Source organism: Amycolatopsis sp. NBC_00345, from assembly GCF_036116635.1.
Classification (GTDB): Bacteria; Actinomycetota; Actinomycetes; order Mycobacteriales; family Pseudonocardiaceae; genus Amycolatopsis.
Genome location: NZ_CP107995.1, coordinates 5,230,208 through 5,244,581 on the forward strand (window position 1 = coordinate 5,230,208; position 14,374 = coordinate 5,244,581).

A 14,374-nucleotide genomic window follows, 5' to 3' on the forward strand; every position below is an offset into this window, starting at 1 on the left:
GGACCCGTGACGACAGGGACGACAGGACGGCGGGAGGCGAACCGGGCCCGGATGCGGGCACGGCTGCTGACGGCCGCGCTGAAGCTGTTCGGCGAGCGCGGCTACGAGGGCACGACCATCGACGACATCGCCGCGGAGGCGGACGTCGCCCGGCAGACGGTGCTCAACCACTACCCGCACAAGCGCGACTTCCTGCGCGAATGGGGCCAGGACCGGCGCGATCAGCTGCTCGCCGTCACCGACTCCGACGAGCCCGCGCGCACCCGGCTGCACCGCTACTTCGCCGCGCTGGCGGCCATGAACGAGCGCGAGCGCACCCTCACGCGGATGCTGCACGTGAGCCTGCGCCACGACGAGGTGGTCGCCCACCAGCACCCGGTGCCGGACGCGACGATCGACGCGATCCGGCAAGGCCAGGAACGCGGCGAGCTCAAGGCGGGGCTCCCGCCGCGCACGGTGGCCGAGGTGGTGACCGCGATCTACGGCGACACCCTCCGCCGCTGGCTCACCGAGGACGCGCCGCCGTTCGACCTGGCCGGCGCGCTGGCGGAACGGCTCGACCTCCTGATGGACGGCCTCGCCACCCGCTGACCCGGCCCCGGCGCAGGGCTGCCCCTGTCGGATGCCCTGAAGGCCACCTTCAGGGACCTACCTGCCCTCAAGGTGGCCTTCGAGGACTTGTGTGCCCTCAAGGTGGCCTTCAGGGACCTCGCGGCAGGCTCAAGCGGGCTGGCAGGTCGGGCACCAATACAGGTTGCGCCCCACCAGTTCCTGATGCGCCACCGGTGTCCCGCACACCAGGCACGGCATCCCGGCGCGGCGGTAGACGTACACCTCGCCGCCGTGACGGTCCTCGCGCGGGGCGCGGCCCTGCGCGGCGGGCATGTGCTCCGGCGCCACCGTGTCGATGCGCCCGACGCGCACGCCGTGGCGCATCAGGGTCACCAGGTCGGCCCACATCTCGTCCCACAGACCGCGGTCGAGGGCGCGGCCGGGGACCATCGGGGCGAGGCCGTGGCGGAAGAGCACCTCGGCACGGTAGACGTTGCCGACGCCGGCCAGCACCGCCTGGTCCATCAGCAGCGCGGCCACCGACGTGCGGGAGCGCGAGATCCGCTCCCACGCGAGGTCGGGCTTCGCGTCGCGGCGCAGCGGGTCGGGGCCCAGGCGCGCCTTCAGTGCGTCCACTTGGGCGGCGTCGAGCAGCTCACAGCGGGTGGGCCCGCGAAGGTCGGCCCAGTGGGTCCGGCCGACGAGCCGCATCCGCACCTGGCCCACGGGCTCGGTCGCGGGCAGCGGCACCTCGCTGAACGTGCCGTACAGGCCCAGATGGACGTGCACTGTCCCCTGTGGACCGTAGTCGTGGAACAGGTGCTTGCCGTACGCCTCGGCCGACACGAACACCTGCCCGTCGAGCCGCGCGGCCTCGTCCGCGAACCGGCCCTGAGGGCTGCTCACTTCGACCGGCGCGCCGCTGTACCGGCGCTTGTGCAGGCGGGCCAGCCGATGGAGCGTGTGCCCCTCGGGCATCAGGCCTCCGGCAGGGGCGGCGGGGTGCCGGTGCGCTCGTAGTCGAGCAGCTGCTGGACGCGGCGGCCGTGGCGCTCGTCCGGCGACGGCGGCGTGGCCAGGAACGCCTCGACGATCGCCGTGGCCTCCTCGGCCGTGTGCATCCGCGCGCCGACGCCGAGCAGCTGGGCGTGGTTGTGCTCGCGGCACAGCTTCGCCGTCTCGACGCTCCAGCCCAGGCCCGCGCGGGCGCCGGGCACCTTGTTGGCGGCGATCTGCTCACCGTTGCCGGAGCCGCCGACCACGATGCCGAGGCTGCCCTCGTCGGCGACCACGCGCAGCGCCGTGGCCACGCAGAACGCCGGGTAGTCGTCGGCCGCGTCGTAGACGTGCGGACCGACGTCGACGATCTCGTGCCCCTGCGCGCCGAGATGGCTCACAAGGTGGTTCTTCAGCTCGAAACCGGCATGGTCGGATCCCAAGTAGACACGCACAGGCCGGAGTCTGCCATCACCCTCGGCGTCCGGCATGCTCCGGGGGTGGACATCTGGGAGCAGCCGGGCAGCGACGTGCGGCTCGAATGGGGTGGTGAGGGCGTCGCCGCCCTCGGCGGTTCGTGCTCCGTGCTGGTGGTGGTCGACGTGCTTTCCTTCAGCACCACCACGGATCTCGTCACCGCCCGCGGCGGCCGCGTGTTGCCGGTGCGCTGGCGCGACGAGCGCGGAGTGGCCGAAGCGCGCGGCGCGGGCGCCGTCGTCGCAGGCGAGGGCGCGTGGACGCTGCGGCCGTCTTCTGTGACGGAAATCCCGTCCGGGACGCTGCTCGCGCTGCCCTCCCCCAACGGCGCCACGCTCTGCGCCGCGGCCGCCGCCACGGGCGCGCACGTGCTCGCCGGCTGCCTGCGCAACGCGTCCGCCGTGGCCGCGAAGGCGCACGAGCTGGCGGACGGCGGCGCGATCGGCGTCATCCCGGGCGGCGAACGCTGGGGCGTCGACATGCTGGGCGAGGGCAAGGAATTCGGTCCGCTGCGGCCGTGCGCCGAGGACCAGCTGGGGGCGGGCGCTATCGTCGCCGCGCTGCTGCGGCGGGGCCGGTCGGCCTCGCCCGAGGCAGCGCTCGCCGCGGCGGCCTACACCGCCACGGACGTCGCCGCCGCACTGCGGGGCTGCTCGTCCGGCCGGGAGCTGGCCGCGACCGGACACGAAAACGACGTCACGCTGGCCGCGCGGGTGGACGTCAGCGAGACGGCACCCGTGCTGTCCGCGGGAATCCTGGAGGGGAAATGACCTGGACCGAGCTGGCCGGCGGCGTGTACCTGCGCCGCCACGAGGAGCTGGACCTGACCACCGGCCTGGTGATCGGCGCCGGCCGGTGCCTGGTGATCGACACGGGCGGCGACGTCGACCAGGGCACGGAACTGGCCGCCGCGGTGCGCGAGCTGACGGACCTGCCGTGGGCGGTCGTCTACACGCACGCGCATTTCGACCACACCTTCGGCACCACGGCGTTCCTGCCGTGTGACGTCTGGGCGCACCAGCGCTGCCTTCCCGAGCTGGTCGAGCACGGCGAGACGACGAAGGCCAAGTGGGCCGCGCACTACCGCGAAGCAGGAAAGCCCGGGATCGCCGACGCGCTCACGCGGACCGGCATCATGCCGCCGGACCGGCTCGTCACCACCCGCGAGGAGCTGGACCTCGGCGGCCGCACCGCCGTGCTCGTCCACCCCGGCCCCGCGCACACCGACCACGACCTGGTGGTGCACGTGCCGGACGCGGGGGTCGTGTTCGCCGGCGACGTCGTCGAGCACGGGCCGGACGGCTTCACCACGGGCTCGTTCAGCGACGAAACCGACCTGTCCGGCTGGCCCGTCGCGCTGGAGGCGATCCTCGCGCTGGAGCCGCGGATCGTGGTGCCCGGCCACGGCGACGCGGTCGGGCCCGGCTTCCTCCGCGAGCACCGCGAAGGGCTGCACCGGCTGAACGAGCTGAAGGCCGCCGTCGAGGCCGGGGAGACGGGGCTGGACGAGGCGCTCGCGGCCTCGCCCTACCCCGCCGACGTCACCCGGGCCGCGCTGGCGGTCCCGTGAACCCCAGCCGAAGTTCAGCTCAGCCGAAGTTCAGCTCGCCGCTGCGGGTGCGCTTGAGCTCGAAGAAGTCCGGGTAGCTGGCGAGCGCCCTGGCGCCGTCGAACACCTTGAGCGCGTCCTCGCCCCGCGGGATCGAGCTGAGCACCGGGCCGAAGAACGCGACGCCGTCGATGTGGATGGTCGGCGTGCCGACGTCCATGCCCACCGGGTCCATGCCCTCGTGGTGGCTCTTGGCCAGTGCGTCGTCGTACTCGGCGGAGTCCGCGGCCTCGATCAGCTCGGCCGGCGCGCCGATGGCGGCGAGCGACTCCTTGATCACGGCGAGGCGGTCCTTGTTGCCCTGGTTGTGATAGCGCGTGCCGAACTCGGTGTAGTAGCCGCGCAGTGCCTCCTCGCCCTGCGACTGGGCGAGCGCCGTGGCCACGCGCACCGGGCCCCAGCCGTCGTCCAGCAGCTCCTTGTACCGCTCCGGCAGGTCTTCGCGGCCGCGGTTCAGCAGCGAAAGGCTCATGATCCGGAAGTACAGGTCCAGGTCGCGGTGCTTTTCCACCTCGAGGATCCAGCGTGAGGTGATCCAGGCGAACGGGCAGATCGGGTCGAAGTAGAAGTCGACCCTGGTGGGCTGGGGCGTCGAAGTCATCTGGCTTGCTCCTGGCGTGGCTCTGGCTGTGGGCGGGGGGCTGGGGCCCCACACCGTGACGCAACGCCGACGGTTGCCCCGGTTGTTCCCTTCTCGCCCGCTGGGCAGCGCGCATGATTGGATGCTCTGCAGCCTGAAAACCGAAACCGAAATCAACGACCAGAGGTGCCAGTGCCCGCCCCCAACCTCACTCGTGACGAAGCCAAGCAGCGCTCCGGCCTGCTGGATGTCGCCTCCTACGACATCGAGCTGGACCTGACCGACGGCCACGGCGGTCCCGGGGAGAAGACCTTCCTCTCCACCACCACCGTGCGTTTCTCGAGCGCCCGGCCCGGCGAGTCGTCCTGGATCGACCTGATCGCCGAGGGCGTCCGGTCCGCCGTCCTCAACGGCACCGAGCTCGACGTGAGCGCCTACGTCGAGGACCAGGGCATCGCGCTGCCCGCGCTCGCGGCCGACAACGAGCTGGTGGTGACCGCGGACTGCCAGTACACCAACACCGGCGAAGGCCTGCACCGGTTCATCGACCCGGTCGACAACGGCGTGTACCTCTACACGCAGTTCGAGACGGCCGACGCCAAGCGCATGTTCGCCTGCTTCGACCAGCCCGACCTCAAGTCGGTCTACCGGGTCGAGGTGCGCGCCCCGCGTGACTGGAAGGTCATCTCCAACGCGCTCGCCGAATCAGCGGAGGACACCCCCGACGGCGCGCGGCACACGGTGTTCGCGGTGTCCGAGCGGATCTCCACCTACCTGGTGGCGCTGATCGCCGGCCCGTACACCGAGTGGCGCGACGAGTTCTCCGACGCCCACCGCACCATCCCGCTCGGCATCTACTGCCGCGCGTCGCTCGCCGAGCACATGGACGCGGACCGGCTGTTCGCGGAGACGAAACAGGGCTTCGGCTTCTACCACGAGAAGTTCGGCACGCCCTACCCGTTCTCCAAGTACGACCAGCTGTTCGTGCCGGAGTTCAACGCGGGCGCGATGGAGAACGCGGGCGCGGTCACCTTCCTGGAGGACTACGTCTTCCGCAGCCGTGTCACGCGCTACGCCTACGAGCGGCGCGCCGAGACGCTGCTGCACGAGATGGCGCACATGTGGTTCGGCGACCTGGTCACCATGCGCTGGTGGGACGACCTGTGGCTGAACGAGTCGTTCGCGACCTTCGCCAGCGTGTTCGCCCAGGCCGAGGCGACCGAGTACAAGAACGCCTGGACCAGCTTCGCGAACATCGAGAAGTCGTGGGCCTACCGGCAGGACCAGCTGCCCTCGACCCACCCGATCGCGGCCGACATCGTCGACCTGCACGCGGTCGAGGTGAACTTCGACGGCATCACCTACGCCAAGGGCGCCAGCGTGCTCAAGCAGCTGGTCGCCTACGTCGGCATCGAGCACTTCCTCGACGGGCTGAAGGTCTACTTCGGCAAGCACGCCTGGGGCAACGCCACGCTGGCCGACCTGCTGGCGGCGCTGGAAGAAGCGTCCGGGCGCGACCTGTCGTGGTGGAGCGCGCAGTGGCTCGAGACCACCGGGCTGAACTCGCTGAGCCCGCGGTACGAGGTGGCGGCCGACGGCACGTTCGCCTCGTTCGCCGTGGTGCAGTCCGGCGCCAAGCCCGGGGCGGGCGAGCTGCGCACGCACCGTGTCGCGGTCGGCGTCTACGACGAGGACGGCGAGGGCCGGATCGTCCGCACCGAGCGGGTCGAGCTGGACGTCGACGGTGAGCGCACCGCCGTGCCCGCCCTGGTCGGCAAGCCGGCGGGCAAGCTCGTGCTGGTCAACGACGACGACCTGACCTACTGCACGATGCGGCTCGACCCGGCGTCGCTGACCACGCTGATCGACCGGATCTCCGACATCGACGACCCGCTGCCGCGCACGCTGTGCTGGTCGGCGGCCTGGGAGATGACGCGAGAGGCCGAGCTGAAGGCGCGCGACTTCGTGACGCTGGTGGCGCGCGGCATCCACGCCGAGAGCGAGGTCGGCGTCGTGCAGCGGCTGCTGCTGCAGGCGCAGACGGCGCTGAACTCCTACGCCGAGCAGAAGTGGGCCGCCGAGCAGGGCTGGCCCGCGCTGACCGGCCGGGTGCTGGAGCTGGCGCAGGCCGCCGAGGCGGGCTCGGACCACCAGCTGGCGTTCGTCAACTCCGTGGCCGGCGGGGTGCTCGACGAGCGCACGCTGGGCATCATCGCGGGCTGGCTGGACGGCTCGGCCCCGCTGCCGGGCCTCACCGTCGACACCGACCTGCGCTGGCGCCTGCTGCACGCGCTGGTGGCGCACGGCAAGGCGGGCCCGGCGGAGATCGACGCGGAGCTGGCCAAGGACAACACCGCCGCGGGACGGCGGCACGCGGAGCACTCCCGTGCCCTGCAGCCGACGGCGGAGGCCAAGGCCGATGCCTGGCAGCGCGCCATCTTCGACGACGAGATCCCCAACGCCGTCAGCGACTCGCTCATCTCGGGCTTCTCGCACCCGGGCCAGAAGGGCCTGCTGGGCGAGTACGTCGGCAAGTACTTCGAGGTGATCGACGAGGTGTGGGCGCGGCGGTCCAGCGAGCGCGCCCAGCCGACGGCGATCGGGCTGTACCCGTCGTGGGCCGTGGAGCCCGCGGCCGTGATCGCGTCGGACGAATGGCTCGCGGGCGACCACCCGGCCGCGCTGCGGCGCCTGGTCTCGGAAGGCCGCGCGGGCATCCTCCGCGCGCTCGCCGCCCGGGACTTCGACAGCCAGGCCTGACCGCCGTGTTCCGTCAAGGCCTCCTTACCCGCGTAGGACGCGGGTAAGGAGGCCTTGACGGACTCAGGCCCAAGAGCTGGGACGACGAAGGGGGCCTCCTCGGCTGAGGAGGCCCCCTTCGGGCGTTCAAGAGCGTCAGTGCTTGGGCGCGGGCCCAGCCTGGTCGCTGAGCATGCGCAGGGCGTTCACCAGTCCGCCGACCAGGTCACCCTCCTTGAAGGAGGCGACCATGCTGGCCACGGCGAGCTTGGCGCCGCGGTCCGGCACCCGCTGGTAGGCGTGCTGCCCGGTGATGATCTCGATCGCCCGCTGCGCCGGCGAAACGGCCAGCAGCACCGCGTTCGACGGGTCGTCCGTGGAAGCGTGCAGCTTCTCCGCGCCGTCCCGGGTCTCCTCGCCGAGGTCGCCCAGGTAGACGCTGAAGTCCAGGCCGGTCTCCCGGCTCGCGAACGTCAGCGCCTCGTCCAGGCGCGCCAGCTGCTGCACCGTGAACGGGACGACCGGCGCGACCGGCTCGTACATCTTCGCGGCCGAACGGCGGCCACTGCCCGTCACGACCTCGCCGAACGGCAGGTCCTTCTCCGCCAGGTCCACCGCGGTGGCCGAGTGCGCGAGTTCACCAGGTGCCACGAGCGCCTCCTGCCGCGGTCGAGGCGCCCGCGGGCGCCGCACTGTCCACACCGGTCACCCGGTGCCCGGCGCCGACGCCGTCCGGGTTGGCGCTCCACCACATCGCGGGGTACTCCCACGGCTGCCCTGGCCGGTAACGCGACGTCCCCGAGGCCTTCTTCCGCAAGGTGGCCGCTCCGACCACCAGGTAGATGGCCAAGGGGATGACCGCGTAGACCAGGATCGTCTCGACAACGTTCACGGCGGTGAGCGTATCGGATGGCCCCGGCGATCACCGCGCGGCGCCGCGCCGGAAGGCGACCGTTCGTCGTCGGACAACGCCCGTCCGCCGCTTGGCCCGCCCGCACTCGCACGTTGAGCCGAAGCCGGGCAGGCCGAAAGGTTGCAACTCAACGTACAGGCGGCCGTACCGGTCGCTGCCGTCTTGTCGGAACCTTGAAATCCTCGTAGCTTTTTCACCTGTACGGGCCTTGCGCCCCGCTCCTCAGCCCCAGCAGGTCACGCACCGGTCCCAGGAGGCCACGTCATGCAGAGCGCACCTACCCCCGCTCAGGCGATCAACGAGACCGTTTCGTCACCCAGCGGCACCGAATTCACGCCCGGAACCCGTGTGACGTCCGGCACAAGGGTTACCCGCGGTGCTCGAGTCACTCGCGGTACACGCGTCACCGCCGGCACCCGCGTCACCGCGGAGCACCGCGGTACCAGGGTCACGCGGGGCACCCGCGTCACCAACGGGACCCGCGTCACCCGGGGCACCAGGGTCACCCGCGGCACGCGGGTCACGGCCGGCACCCGGGTCACCTGCGGAACCCGCGTCACGCGGGGCACCCGGGTCACGCGCGGCACTCGCGTCACCATGGGTACCCGGGTCACGAACGGCACCCGGGTCACGCGGGGCACCAGGGTCACCCGCGGCACGCGCGTCACCATGGGCACGCGCGTCACCAGCCAGGCGGACTTCACGCTCGCCGCCTGAGCCGGGCACCCGGGACCGACCACAAGGGACTGACACAGGGACTCCGAGCGCGCGGCGGCCACCGTCACGTCAAGCAGGTTCACCGGCTCGCCCCGGCCGCCATCAGGCAGCCGGGGCGCCGACGTGTCCGGGAGTCCTCAGGCCGCGGAACCCAGGTACGGCCGCCAGAGCGGGTCCGCTTCCGTGGAGTGCGCCAGCAGGCGCCAGTGCGGGCCGTGCGGCGCGCGCGGGACCACGCGCAGCCGCCAGCCGATCTCCGACAGGAGCCGGTCGGCCTTGCGGTGATTGCACTTGGCACAGCAGGCGACGCAGTTCGTCCAGGTGTGCGGTCCGCCCCGGCTGCGCGGGAGGACGTGGTCGATCGTCTCGGCCCGCCCGCCGCAGTAGGCGCAGCGGTACCGGTCGCGGTGCATCAGCCCGGCCCGGGTCAGCGGCACCTTGGCCCGGTAGGGCACGCGCACGTACGTGCTGAGCCGGATCACCGAGGGGACGGGCAGCGAGACGGTCGCGGCGTGCAGTTCGGTGCCGCCCGGGTCGCCGTGCACCACCTCGGCCTTGCCGCACATCACCAGCACCACGGCCCGCCGTAGCGGTAGTGCGGTGAGAGGCTCGAAAGTCGCGTTGAGCAGCAGTACGCGACGGCGGCCCCACGAGGGGGTCGCCGGGTCCCGGCCTCTACGCTGGCCGGGCGGACGGGAGACACCCCCTGGTCGGGTCCCCGGCCCCGCCGGGACCGCTCCGCCGGATGCGGAACCCCCCGGGCAGGCACGCAGGACCGCCTCCGGCAGCTGGTCGGCCGTGGCTTGGCCGGAGCCGCCGGGGGGGATGGGTTGTCGGTCTGGCACTCGACCACCTCCACCGGTGCAGGCATAGTCGACCACACATCGCCCCCAAAGCGCACCTGTCTTTGATGACGTGTCATGTGCCGGTCACCTGGCGTGGGGTGACCATCAGCGGAGAAAGGACTGTTCCAGCTCGTGAATCTCGTGCCCAGCGCCCCGCCGGCGTGCATATCGGACCCCAGTACCTGGTGCGCGCAGGTCTTTTCGGTCACGCACAACCAGTGGCTCGCCGGCTCGGCGGACTGGCTCGTGACCAAGCCGCTGCGGATCATCTTCATCCTGCTCGTGGCGTTCGTGGTGCGGTATCTCACACGGCGGCTGATCGACCGCGTGACGACGCTGCCGAACAGCGGCGGGAAGCTGCCGGCGCTGTTGAAACCGCTGCGCGAGCGCGCGCCCGACGTGCTCGGCCCGGCCGTGGTGGAGCGCCGCCGCCAGCGGGCGAAGACCATCGGCTCGGTGCTGCGCTCGATGAGCACCTTCCTGATCTACGGCCTGGCCTTCATCCTCGTGCTGGGCGAGCTGGGCGTCGACCTCGCGCCGATCATCACCACCGCCGGCATCCTCGGCGTGGCGATCGGGTTCGGCGCGCAGAACCTGGTGCGCGACTTCCTGTCCGGCATGTTCATGATGATCGAGGACCAGTACGGCGTCGGCGACATCGTGGACATCGGCGCCGCCACCGGCACCGTCGAGGCCGTGGGCCTGCGCATCACCACGCTTCGCGACCTGCAGGGCACCGTCTGGTACGTCCGCAACGGCGAGGTGCTGCGCGTCGGCAACTCCAGCCAGGGCTTCGCCGTCGCGGTGGTGGACGTGCCGCTCAGCTACTCCGCCGACGTCGACCGGGCGACCACGGTGCTCATGGCCGCCGCGACGAAGGCCACCCACAGCGAGCTGCTGGCCGTGAACGTGCTGGAGCCGCCGGAGATGCTCGGCGTGGAGAAGGTCACGCCGGAGGGCATCGAGCTGCGGCTGACCGTCAAGGTCCGGCCCGGCAAGCAGTGGGCCGTGCAGCGCGCGCTGCGAGGACAGCTGCTCGGCGCGCTGGAGGAGGCGGGCTTCGAACCGCCGCTCGGCCGGTTCATGTCCTCGGCCCCGAGCGCCGACAAGTAGCGCGCGACAAGGCAAGATGGAGGGGTGTCGACTGTGAGTGGCCCGGACCCGGCGAGCCTGTACGAGGCCGTGGGCGGTGAACCGACGTTCCGCCGCATCGTCGCGCGGTTCTACGCCGAGGTGGCGACCGACGAGGTGCTGCGCCCGCTGTACCCGGAGGAGGACCTCGGCCCGGCCGAGGAGCGCTTCCGGCTGTTCCTCATGCAGTACTGGGGCGGCCCGCACACCTATTCCGACCAGCGCGGCCACCCGCGGCTGCGGATGCGGCACGCGCCGTTCAAGATCGGCCCGATCGAGCGGGACGCCTGGCTGCGCGCGATCCGGATCGCCGTGGACGAGGAGAACATCGAGGAGCCCTACCGCCAGCAGCTGTGGGCGTACCTCGAAATGGCGGCGCACAGCATGATGAACAGCTTCGTGTGATGCGACGGGTGGCGGGGCGCCGGCCACCGGAGGCCAGGCCCCGGCCGTCGTGGTGGCAGGACGCCGTTTTCTACCAGGTGTACGTGCGCTCGTTCGCCGATTCCGACGCCGACGGTGTGGGCGACCTCGAGGGCATCCGCAGCCGGCTCGGGTACCTGGAGCTGCTGGGCGTCGACGCGCTCTGGCTAACGCCGTTCTACCGCTCCCCCATGGCCGACCACGGGTACGACGTGGCGGACCCGCGCGACGTCGACCCGATGTTCGGCACCCTGGGCGACTTCGACGTGCTGCTCACCGAGGCGCACCGGCGCGGCATCAAGGTGACCGTGGACGTAGTCCCGAACCACAGCAGCAACCAGCACGCCTGGTTCAAGTCCGCGATGGCCGCCGCCCCGGGCAGCCGGGAGCGCGAGCGCTACATCTTCCGCGACGGGCGCGGCCCGGGCGGCACCGAGCCGCCCAACAACTGGGTCAGCGTGTTCGGCGGCCCGGCCTGGACCCGGGTGCCGGACGGGCAGTGGTACCTGCACCTGTTCGCGCCGCAGCAGCCCGACCTCAACTGGGCCGACGCCGAGGTGCGCTACGACCTCGAGCGCACCCTCCGGTTCTGGCTCGAACGCGGCGTCGACGGCTTCCGCATCGACGTCGCGCACGGCATGGCGAAACCGCCCGGCCTGCCCGACATGGACGTGTCCAAGGCCGGTTTCGGCGGCGACGACGTGGACGACCCCAGGTTCGACGACGACGGCGTGCACGAGATCCACCAGATGATCCGCAAGGTGCTCGACGAGCACCCGGACACCATGGCCGTCGGCGAGATCTGGGTGAACGACGAGGAGCGGCTGGCCCGTTACCTGCGCCCGGACGAGCTGCACCTGGCGTTCAACTTCCGCCTGGTGCTCACCCACTTCGACGCCGACGCGATGCGGACCTCGATCGAACGCTCGCTGGCCGTGCCGCGCGCGGCGGGCGCGCCCGCGACCTGGACGCTGAGCAACCACGACGTGTGGCGCACGGCGAGCCGGTACGGCGGCGGGCCGGCCGGGGTCCGGCGCGCGCGGGCGATGGCGCTGGTGGAGCTGGCCCTGCCCGGCGCGGTCTACCTGTACAACGGCGAGGAGCTGGGGCTCGAGAACGTCGACCTGCCGCCCGGGGCGATGCAGGACCCGCGGGCGCGCACGCAGGGCCCGGAGTTCAGCCGGGACGCCGCCCGCGTGCCGATGCCGTGGGAAGGCGACCTGCCGCCGTTCGGCTTCTCGCGCAACCCGCGCACGTGGCTGCCGATGCCGGCGTCGTGGGCGGACCTGACCGTCGAGCGGCAGCTGGACGACGGGGGCTCGACGCTGTCGCTGTACCGGCGGGCCGTCGAGCTGCGCAAGAACCATCCCGCGTTCCGCGTCGGCGACGAGCTGGAGTGGTACGGCGCGCCCGCGGGCTGCTTCGCGTTCCGCCGCGGCAAGGGCGGGCTGATCTGCGCGCTGAACACGTCGGCCAGCTCGATCGCGCTGCCGCCCGGCGAGCTGCTGCTGTCCAGCAGCCCGCTGGTGGACGGGCGGCTCCCGCCGGACGCGACGGCCTGGCTGGTCTGAGCCTGGGAAGGACAGAGAGGGCTCAGCCCGCGACCGCGCTGGTGCGGAACGAGCGGAAGCCGCGGCGGAGGTAGTTCGGCAGGGCGTGCGGGTGGTCCTGCGTCGAGGTGTGCAGCCAGACGCGGCGCACGGGCACGTCGTCGGCCGGGGGCGCGTCCCACGCGGCACGCACGACGAGGGTGAGCGCGTACCCGCCCAGCCGCTTCCCGACGTGCTCCGGTAGCAGGCCGAACGTGGTGATCTCGACGTCGCCGCCGGGCTGGGGCTCGAAGTCCGCGATGCCGACGGCCACGTCACCGTGGCGGACGAGGCGGTACTGGCGCAGCGGGTGGGCGAGCCACCGGGCCCAGTCCTCGTCCGACCGGGACGCGCCGGGCCAGTCGTACCGGGTGCCGATGCCGACGTGCAGCTCGCGGATCAGCGGGGACTTCGCGGTGATGACCTCGAGTGCCAAGCCCCCGACGGGCGCGGCGGAGCGCAGCCCGTCGGGGGCGGTCAGCTCGAGGTGGGTGACGATGGGTTCCACACCCACCACCCTAGGAGCGGAGCCAGGGCCCCGTCTCCGGAATTGATGCCGGCTCTGCTGCCGCCGGCTCTGAGGCTTGCGGGCTAGGCGCCGGCGCGCTGGCCGGCAGCGTCCAGGCCGAGCATCGCGAGGAGGCCGCGCAGGTCCTGTGCGTCGTGGGCCTTGCCCGCCACCGTGCGGACCGCCTGGTCGCGCTGGGTTCGCAGGCCGACCTCGGCCGAAGCGCGGGCACGGGCGAACTCACTGGTTTCCAGAGAAAGGGGACGTCGTTCCGAGCGCATGCGGCTCCTCGCCGAGATCGAAGGTGGCCCGGCGGCCGGGGCGTCCACCCGCCACGGGCGGGACGACCGGCCGACGACGACGCCGGCCCTGATGCCGGCGCGCGGGATGTTCTCGACCGCGATGACGCTACACGAGCCTCACCCGGCGGCACCAGTAAGCAGGCACTCCGGGGCAGATCAGGCAGTACGGTCTCCCCATGTCCGAGAAAGAGGCCGGCCCGTCGCTCGAGCCGACGCTGAACGAATGGCTCAAGGCGCGGGAAGAGACCCGGGCGCACCTCACGACGGCCCCGCCGCCCGGCTCCGGGTGGGCCCAGCGCCTCGCGGACCTGCTCGCCACGGAGGAGTCGTGGCAGACGCAGTACACGGAGCTGCTCGGGCGGGACACGCCGGACCACCGGTTCCCGCGGTCGAATCGCTGACCGCGCAACAAGATCATCGTCCGTCCATAAAGGACGTACATTGTGGACACAAAGGGCGGATTCCGGGCCGCCGCACTCGATCGACAAGAGGTATGGCGTCCGACGGCCGGGCGTGCTTTACTGTCGACGGTCTTGTTTTGTGTTCGTGCGGTGGGTACGTCCCGCAGCCACGCTCGCAAGATGCAGCGGGCGTAGTGGTTCTCCTTCACGGGAAGATCAAACCGTCGGTTCTCGACCCGGATGCCGAGGTGGCATCTCGATTTCGTGTTCAGTGGTGGAGATTTCTATGACGCAAGGCACCGTGAAGTGGTTCAACGCCGAGAAGGGCTTCGGCTTCATCACGCCGGACTCCGGCGGTGGCGACGTGTTCGTGCACTACTCCGAGATCCAGGGCAACGGATTCCGCAGCCTTGAGGAGAACGCGCGCGTGGAGTTCGAGATCGGGCAGGGTCAGAAGGGACCGCAGGCCACCTCGGTCACGGTTATCTGATTTTTCCAAGGCTTTCACGAAGGGCCGGCAGCCGCTAGGGTGCCGGCCCTTCGTCGTGCCGTGGGGGTTGCCGGCGCGTGGCCGGTGGCGAGTTGACCGGGA

18 protein-coding genes are annotated in these 14,374 nt (G+C 71.7%); 10 read left to right on the top strand and 8 right to left on the bottom strand.

The window, feature by feature from the left end:
- Window positions 1-6: 6 nt before the first annotated feature.
- Complete coding sequence (locus tag OG943_RS23265; protein ID WP_328611912.1) at window positions 7-591, top strand: TetR/AcrR family transcriptional regulator; 585 nt, start codon at window positions 7-9, stop codon at window positions 589-591.
- Window positions 592-720: 129 nt separating this feature from the next.
- Here OG943_RS23265 and OG943_RS23270 read toward each other — a convergent pair whose 3' ends face one another.
- Complete coding sequence (locus OG943_RS23270; protein WP_328611913.1) at window positions 721-1,530, bottom strand: Fpg/Nei family DNA glycosylase; 810 nt, start codon at window positions 1,528-1,530, stop codon at window positions 721-723.
- Window positions 1,530-2,003 (bottom strand): ribose-5-phosphate isomerase, encoded by a 474-nt coding sequence (locus tag OG943_RS23275; protein ID WP_328611914.1) that lies wholly within the window; start codon window positions 2,001-2,003, stop codon window positions 1,530-1,532. The genes OG943_RS23270 and OG943_RS23275 overlap by 1 nt, the downstream gene beginning before the upstream one ends.
- A gap of 45 nt (window positions 2,004-2,048) precedes the next feature.
- Between OG943_RS23275 and OG943_RS23280 the strand changes: the two genes are divergently transcribed.
- Together OG943_RS23280 and OG943_RS23285 are read left to right on the top strand one after the other, a co-directional pair.
- A complete protein-coding gene (locus tag OG943_RS23280) occupies window positions 2,049-2,795 on the top strand; it encodes a 2-phosphosulfolactate phosphatase (RefSeq protein WP_328611915.1) in 747 nt (248 codons plus the stop codon).
- Window positions 2,792-3,595 (top strand): MBL fold metallo-hydrolase, encoded by an 804-nt coding sequence (locus OG943_RS23285; protein WP_328611916.1) that lies wholly within the window; start codon window positions 2,792-2,794, stop codon window positions 3,593-3,595. Before OG943_RS23280 ends, OG943_RS23285 begins: the two co-directional genes overlap by 4 nt.
- A gap of 19 nt (window positions 3,596-3,614) precedes the next feature.
- On the opposite strand, the gene OG943_RS23290 is transcribed toward OG943_RS23285, so the two are convergent.
- Window positions 3,615-4,235 carry a mycothiol-dependent nitroreductase Rv2466c family protein gene (locus tag OG943_RS23290; protein ID WP_328611917.1) on the bottom strand — a complete coding sequence of 207 codons (621 nt, stop codon included), beginning with the start codon at window positions 4,233-4,235 and terminating at the stop codon, window positions 3,615-3,617.
- Window positions 4,236-4,406: 171 nt separating this feature from the next.
- Between OG943_RS23290 and pepN the strand changes: the two genes are divergently transcribed.
- Complete coding sequence (gene pepN / locus OG943_RS23295) at window positions 4,407-6,974, top strand: aminopeptidase N (RefSeq protein WP_328611918.1); 2,568 nt, start codon at window positions 4,407-4,409, stop codon at window positions 6,972-6,974.
- Between the two features lie 135 nt (window positions 6,975-7,109).
- On the opposite strand, the gene OG943_RS23300 is transcribed toward pepN, so the two are convergent.
- Window positions 7,110-7,604 carry a DUF5130 family protein gene (locus tag OG943_RS23300; protein WP_328611919.1) on the bottom strand — a complete coding sequence of 165 codons (495 nt, stop codon included), beginning with the start codon at window positions 7,602-7,604 and terminating at the stop codon, window positions 7,110-7,112.
- A complete protein-coding gene (gene ctaJ / locus OG943_RS23305; RefSeq protein ID WP_328611920.1) occupies window positions 7,591-7,845 on the bottom strand; it encodes an aa3-type cytochrome oxidase subunit CtaJ in 255 nt (84 codons plus the stop codon). The genes OG943_RS23300 and ctaJ overlap by 14 nt, the downstream gene beginning before the upstream one ends.
- Window positions 7,846-8,130: 285 nt before the next feature.
- Between ctaJ and OG943_RS23310 the strand changes: the two genes are divergently transcribed.
- Window positions 8,131-8,583: a hypothetical protein gene (locus tag OG943_RS23310; protein ID WP_328611921.1), complete on the top strand. Its 453-nt coding sequence runs from the start codon at window positions 8,131-8,133 to the stop codon at window positions 8,581-8,583.
- 137 nt (window positions 8,584-8,720) lie between these two features.
- On the opposite strand, the gene OG943_RS23315 is transcribed toward OG943_RS23310, so the two are convergent.
- Entirely contained in the window at window positions 8,721-9,215 is a 495-nt protein-coding gene (locus OG943_RS23315) for an HNH endonuclease (RefSeq protein ID WP_328612135.1), read from the bottom strand.
- Window positions 9,216-9,560: 345 nt separating this feature from the next.
- Here OG943_RS23315 and OG943_RS23320 point away from each other — a divergent pair, with 345 nt between their 5' ends.
- The 3 genes from OG943_RS23320 to OG943_RS23330 are packed head-to-tail and all read left to right on the top strand — an operon-like array spanning window position 9,561 to window position 12,553.
- Window positions 9,561-10,541, top strand: a complete 981-nt coding sequence (locus OG943_RS23320; protein ID WP_328611922.1) for a mechanosensitive ion channel family protein — start codon at window positions 9,561-9,563, stop codon at window positions 10,539-10,541.
- A 33-nt stretch (window positions 10,542-10,574) separates the two neighbouring features.
- Complete coding sequence (locus OG943_RS23325; protein ID WP_442874806.1) at window positions 10,575-10,964, top strand: globin; 390 nt, start codon at window positions 10,575-10,577, stop codon at window positions 10,962-10,964.
- Entirely contained in the window at window positions 10,964-12,553 is a 1,590-nt protein-coding gene (locus OG943_RS23330; RefSeq protein WP_328611924.1) for a glycoside hydrolase family 13 protein, read from the top strand. Before OG943_RS23325 ends, OG943_RS23330 begins: the two co-directional genes overlap by 1 nt.
- A 22-nt stretch (window positions 12,554-12,575) precedes the next feature.
- Here the strand turns inward: OG943_RS23330 and OG943_RS23335 are convergent, their stop codons facing one another.
- Together OG943_RS23335 and OG943_RS23340 are read right to left on the bottom strand one after the other, a co-directional pair.
- Window positions 12,576-13,079, bottom strand: a complete 504-nt coding sequence (locus OG943_RS23335; protein ID WP_328611925.1) for a GNAT family N-acetyltransferase — start codon at window positions 13,077-13,079, stop codon at window positions 12,576-12,578.
- Between the two features lie 83 nt (window positions 13,080-13,162).
- Entirely contained in the window at window positions 13,163-13,360 is a 198-nt protein-coding gene (locus OG943_RS23340; protein WP_328611926.1) for a hypothetical protein, read from the bottom strand.
- 197 nt (window positions 13,361-13,557) lie between these two features.
- Here OG943_RS23340 and OG943_RS23345 point away from each other — a divergent pair, with 197 nt between their 5' ends.
- A complete protein-coding gene (locus tag OG943_RS23345) occupies window positions 13,558-13,782 on the top strand; it encodes a hypothetical protein (RefSeq protein WP_328611927.1) in 225 nt (74 codons plus the stop codon).
- A gap of 286 nt (window positions 13,783-14,068) precedes the next feature.
- Complete coding sequence (locus OG943_RS23350; RefSeq protein ID WP_091619686.1) at window positions 14,069-14,272, top strand: cold-shock protein; 204 nt, start codon at window positions 14,069-14,071, stop codon at window positions 14,270-14,272.
- Window positions 14,273-14,374 lie beyond the last annotated feature (102 nt).

Bases quoted from the DNA above. Each gene is read 5' to 3' on its own strand.
- OG943_RS23285 (WP_328611916.1), top strand. From the start codon at position 2,792: ATGACCTGGACCGAGCTGGCCGGCGGCGTGTACCTGCGCCGCCACGAG.
- OG943_RS23270 (WP_328611913.1), bottom strand. From the start codon at position 1,530: ATGCCCGAGGGGCACACGCTCCATCGGCTGGCCCGCCTGCACAAGCGC.
- OG943_RS23310 (WP_328611921.1), top strand. From the start codon at position 8,131: ATGCAGAGCGCACCTACCCCCGCTCAGGCGATCAACGAGACCGTTTCG.
- OG943_RS23340 (WP_328611926.1), bottom strand. From the start codon at position 13,360: ATGCGCTCGGAACGACGTCCCCTTTCTCTGGAAACCAGTGAGTTCGCC.
- OG943_RS23345 (WP_328611927.1), top strand. From the start codon at position 13,558: ATGTCCGAGAAAGAGGCCGGCCCGTCGCTCGAGCCGACGCTGAACGAA.
- OG943_RS23350 (WP_091619686.1), top strand. From the start codon at position 14,069: ATGACGCAAGGCACCGTGAAGTGGTTCAACGCCGAGAAGGGCTTCGGC.
- OG943_RS23330 (WP_328611924.1), top strand. From the start codon at position 10,964: ATGCGACGGGTGGCGGGGCGCCGGCCACCGGAGGCCAGGCCCCGGCCG.
- OG943_RS23290 (WP_328611917.1), bottom strand. From the start codon at position 4,235: ATGACTTCGACGCCCCAGCCCACCAGGGTCGACTTCTACTTCGACCCG.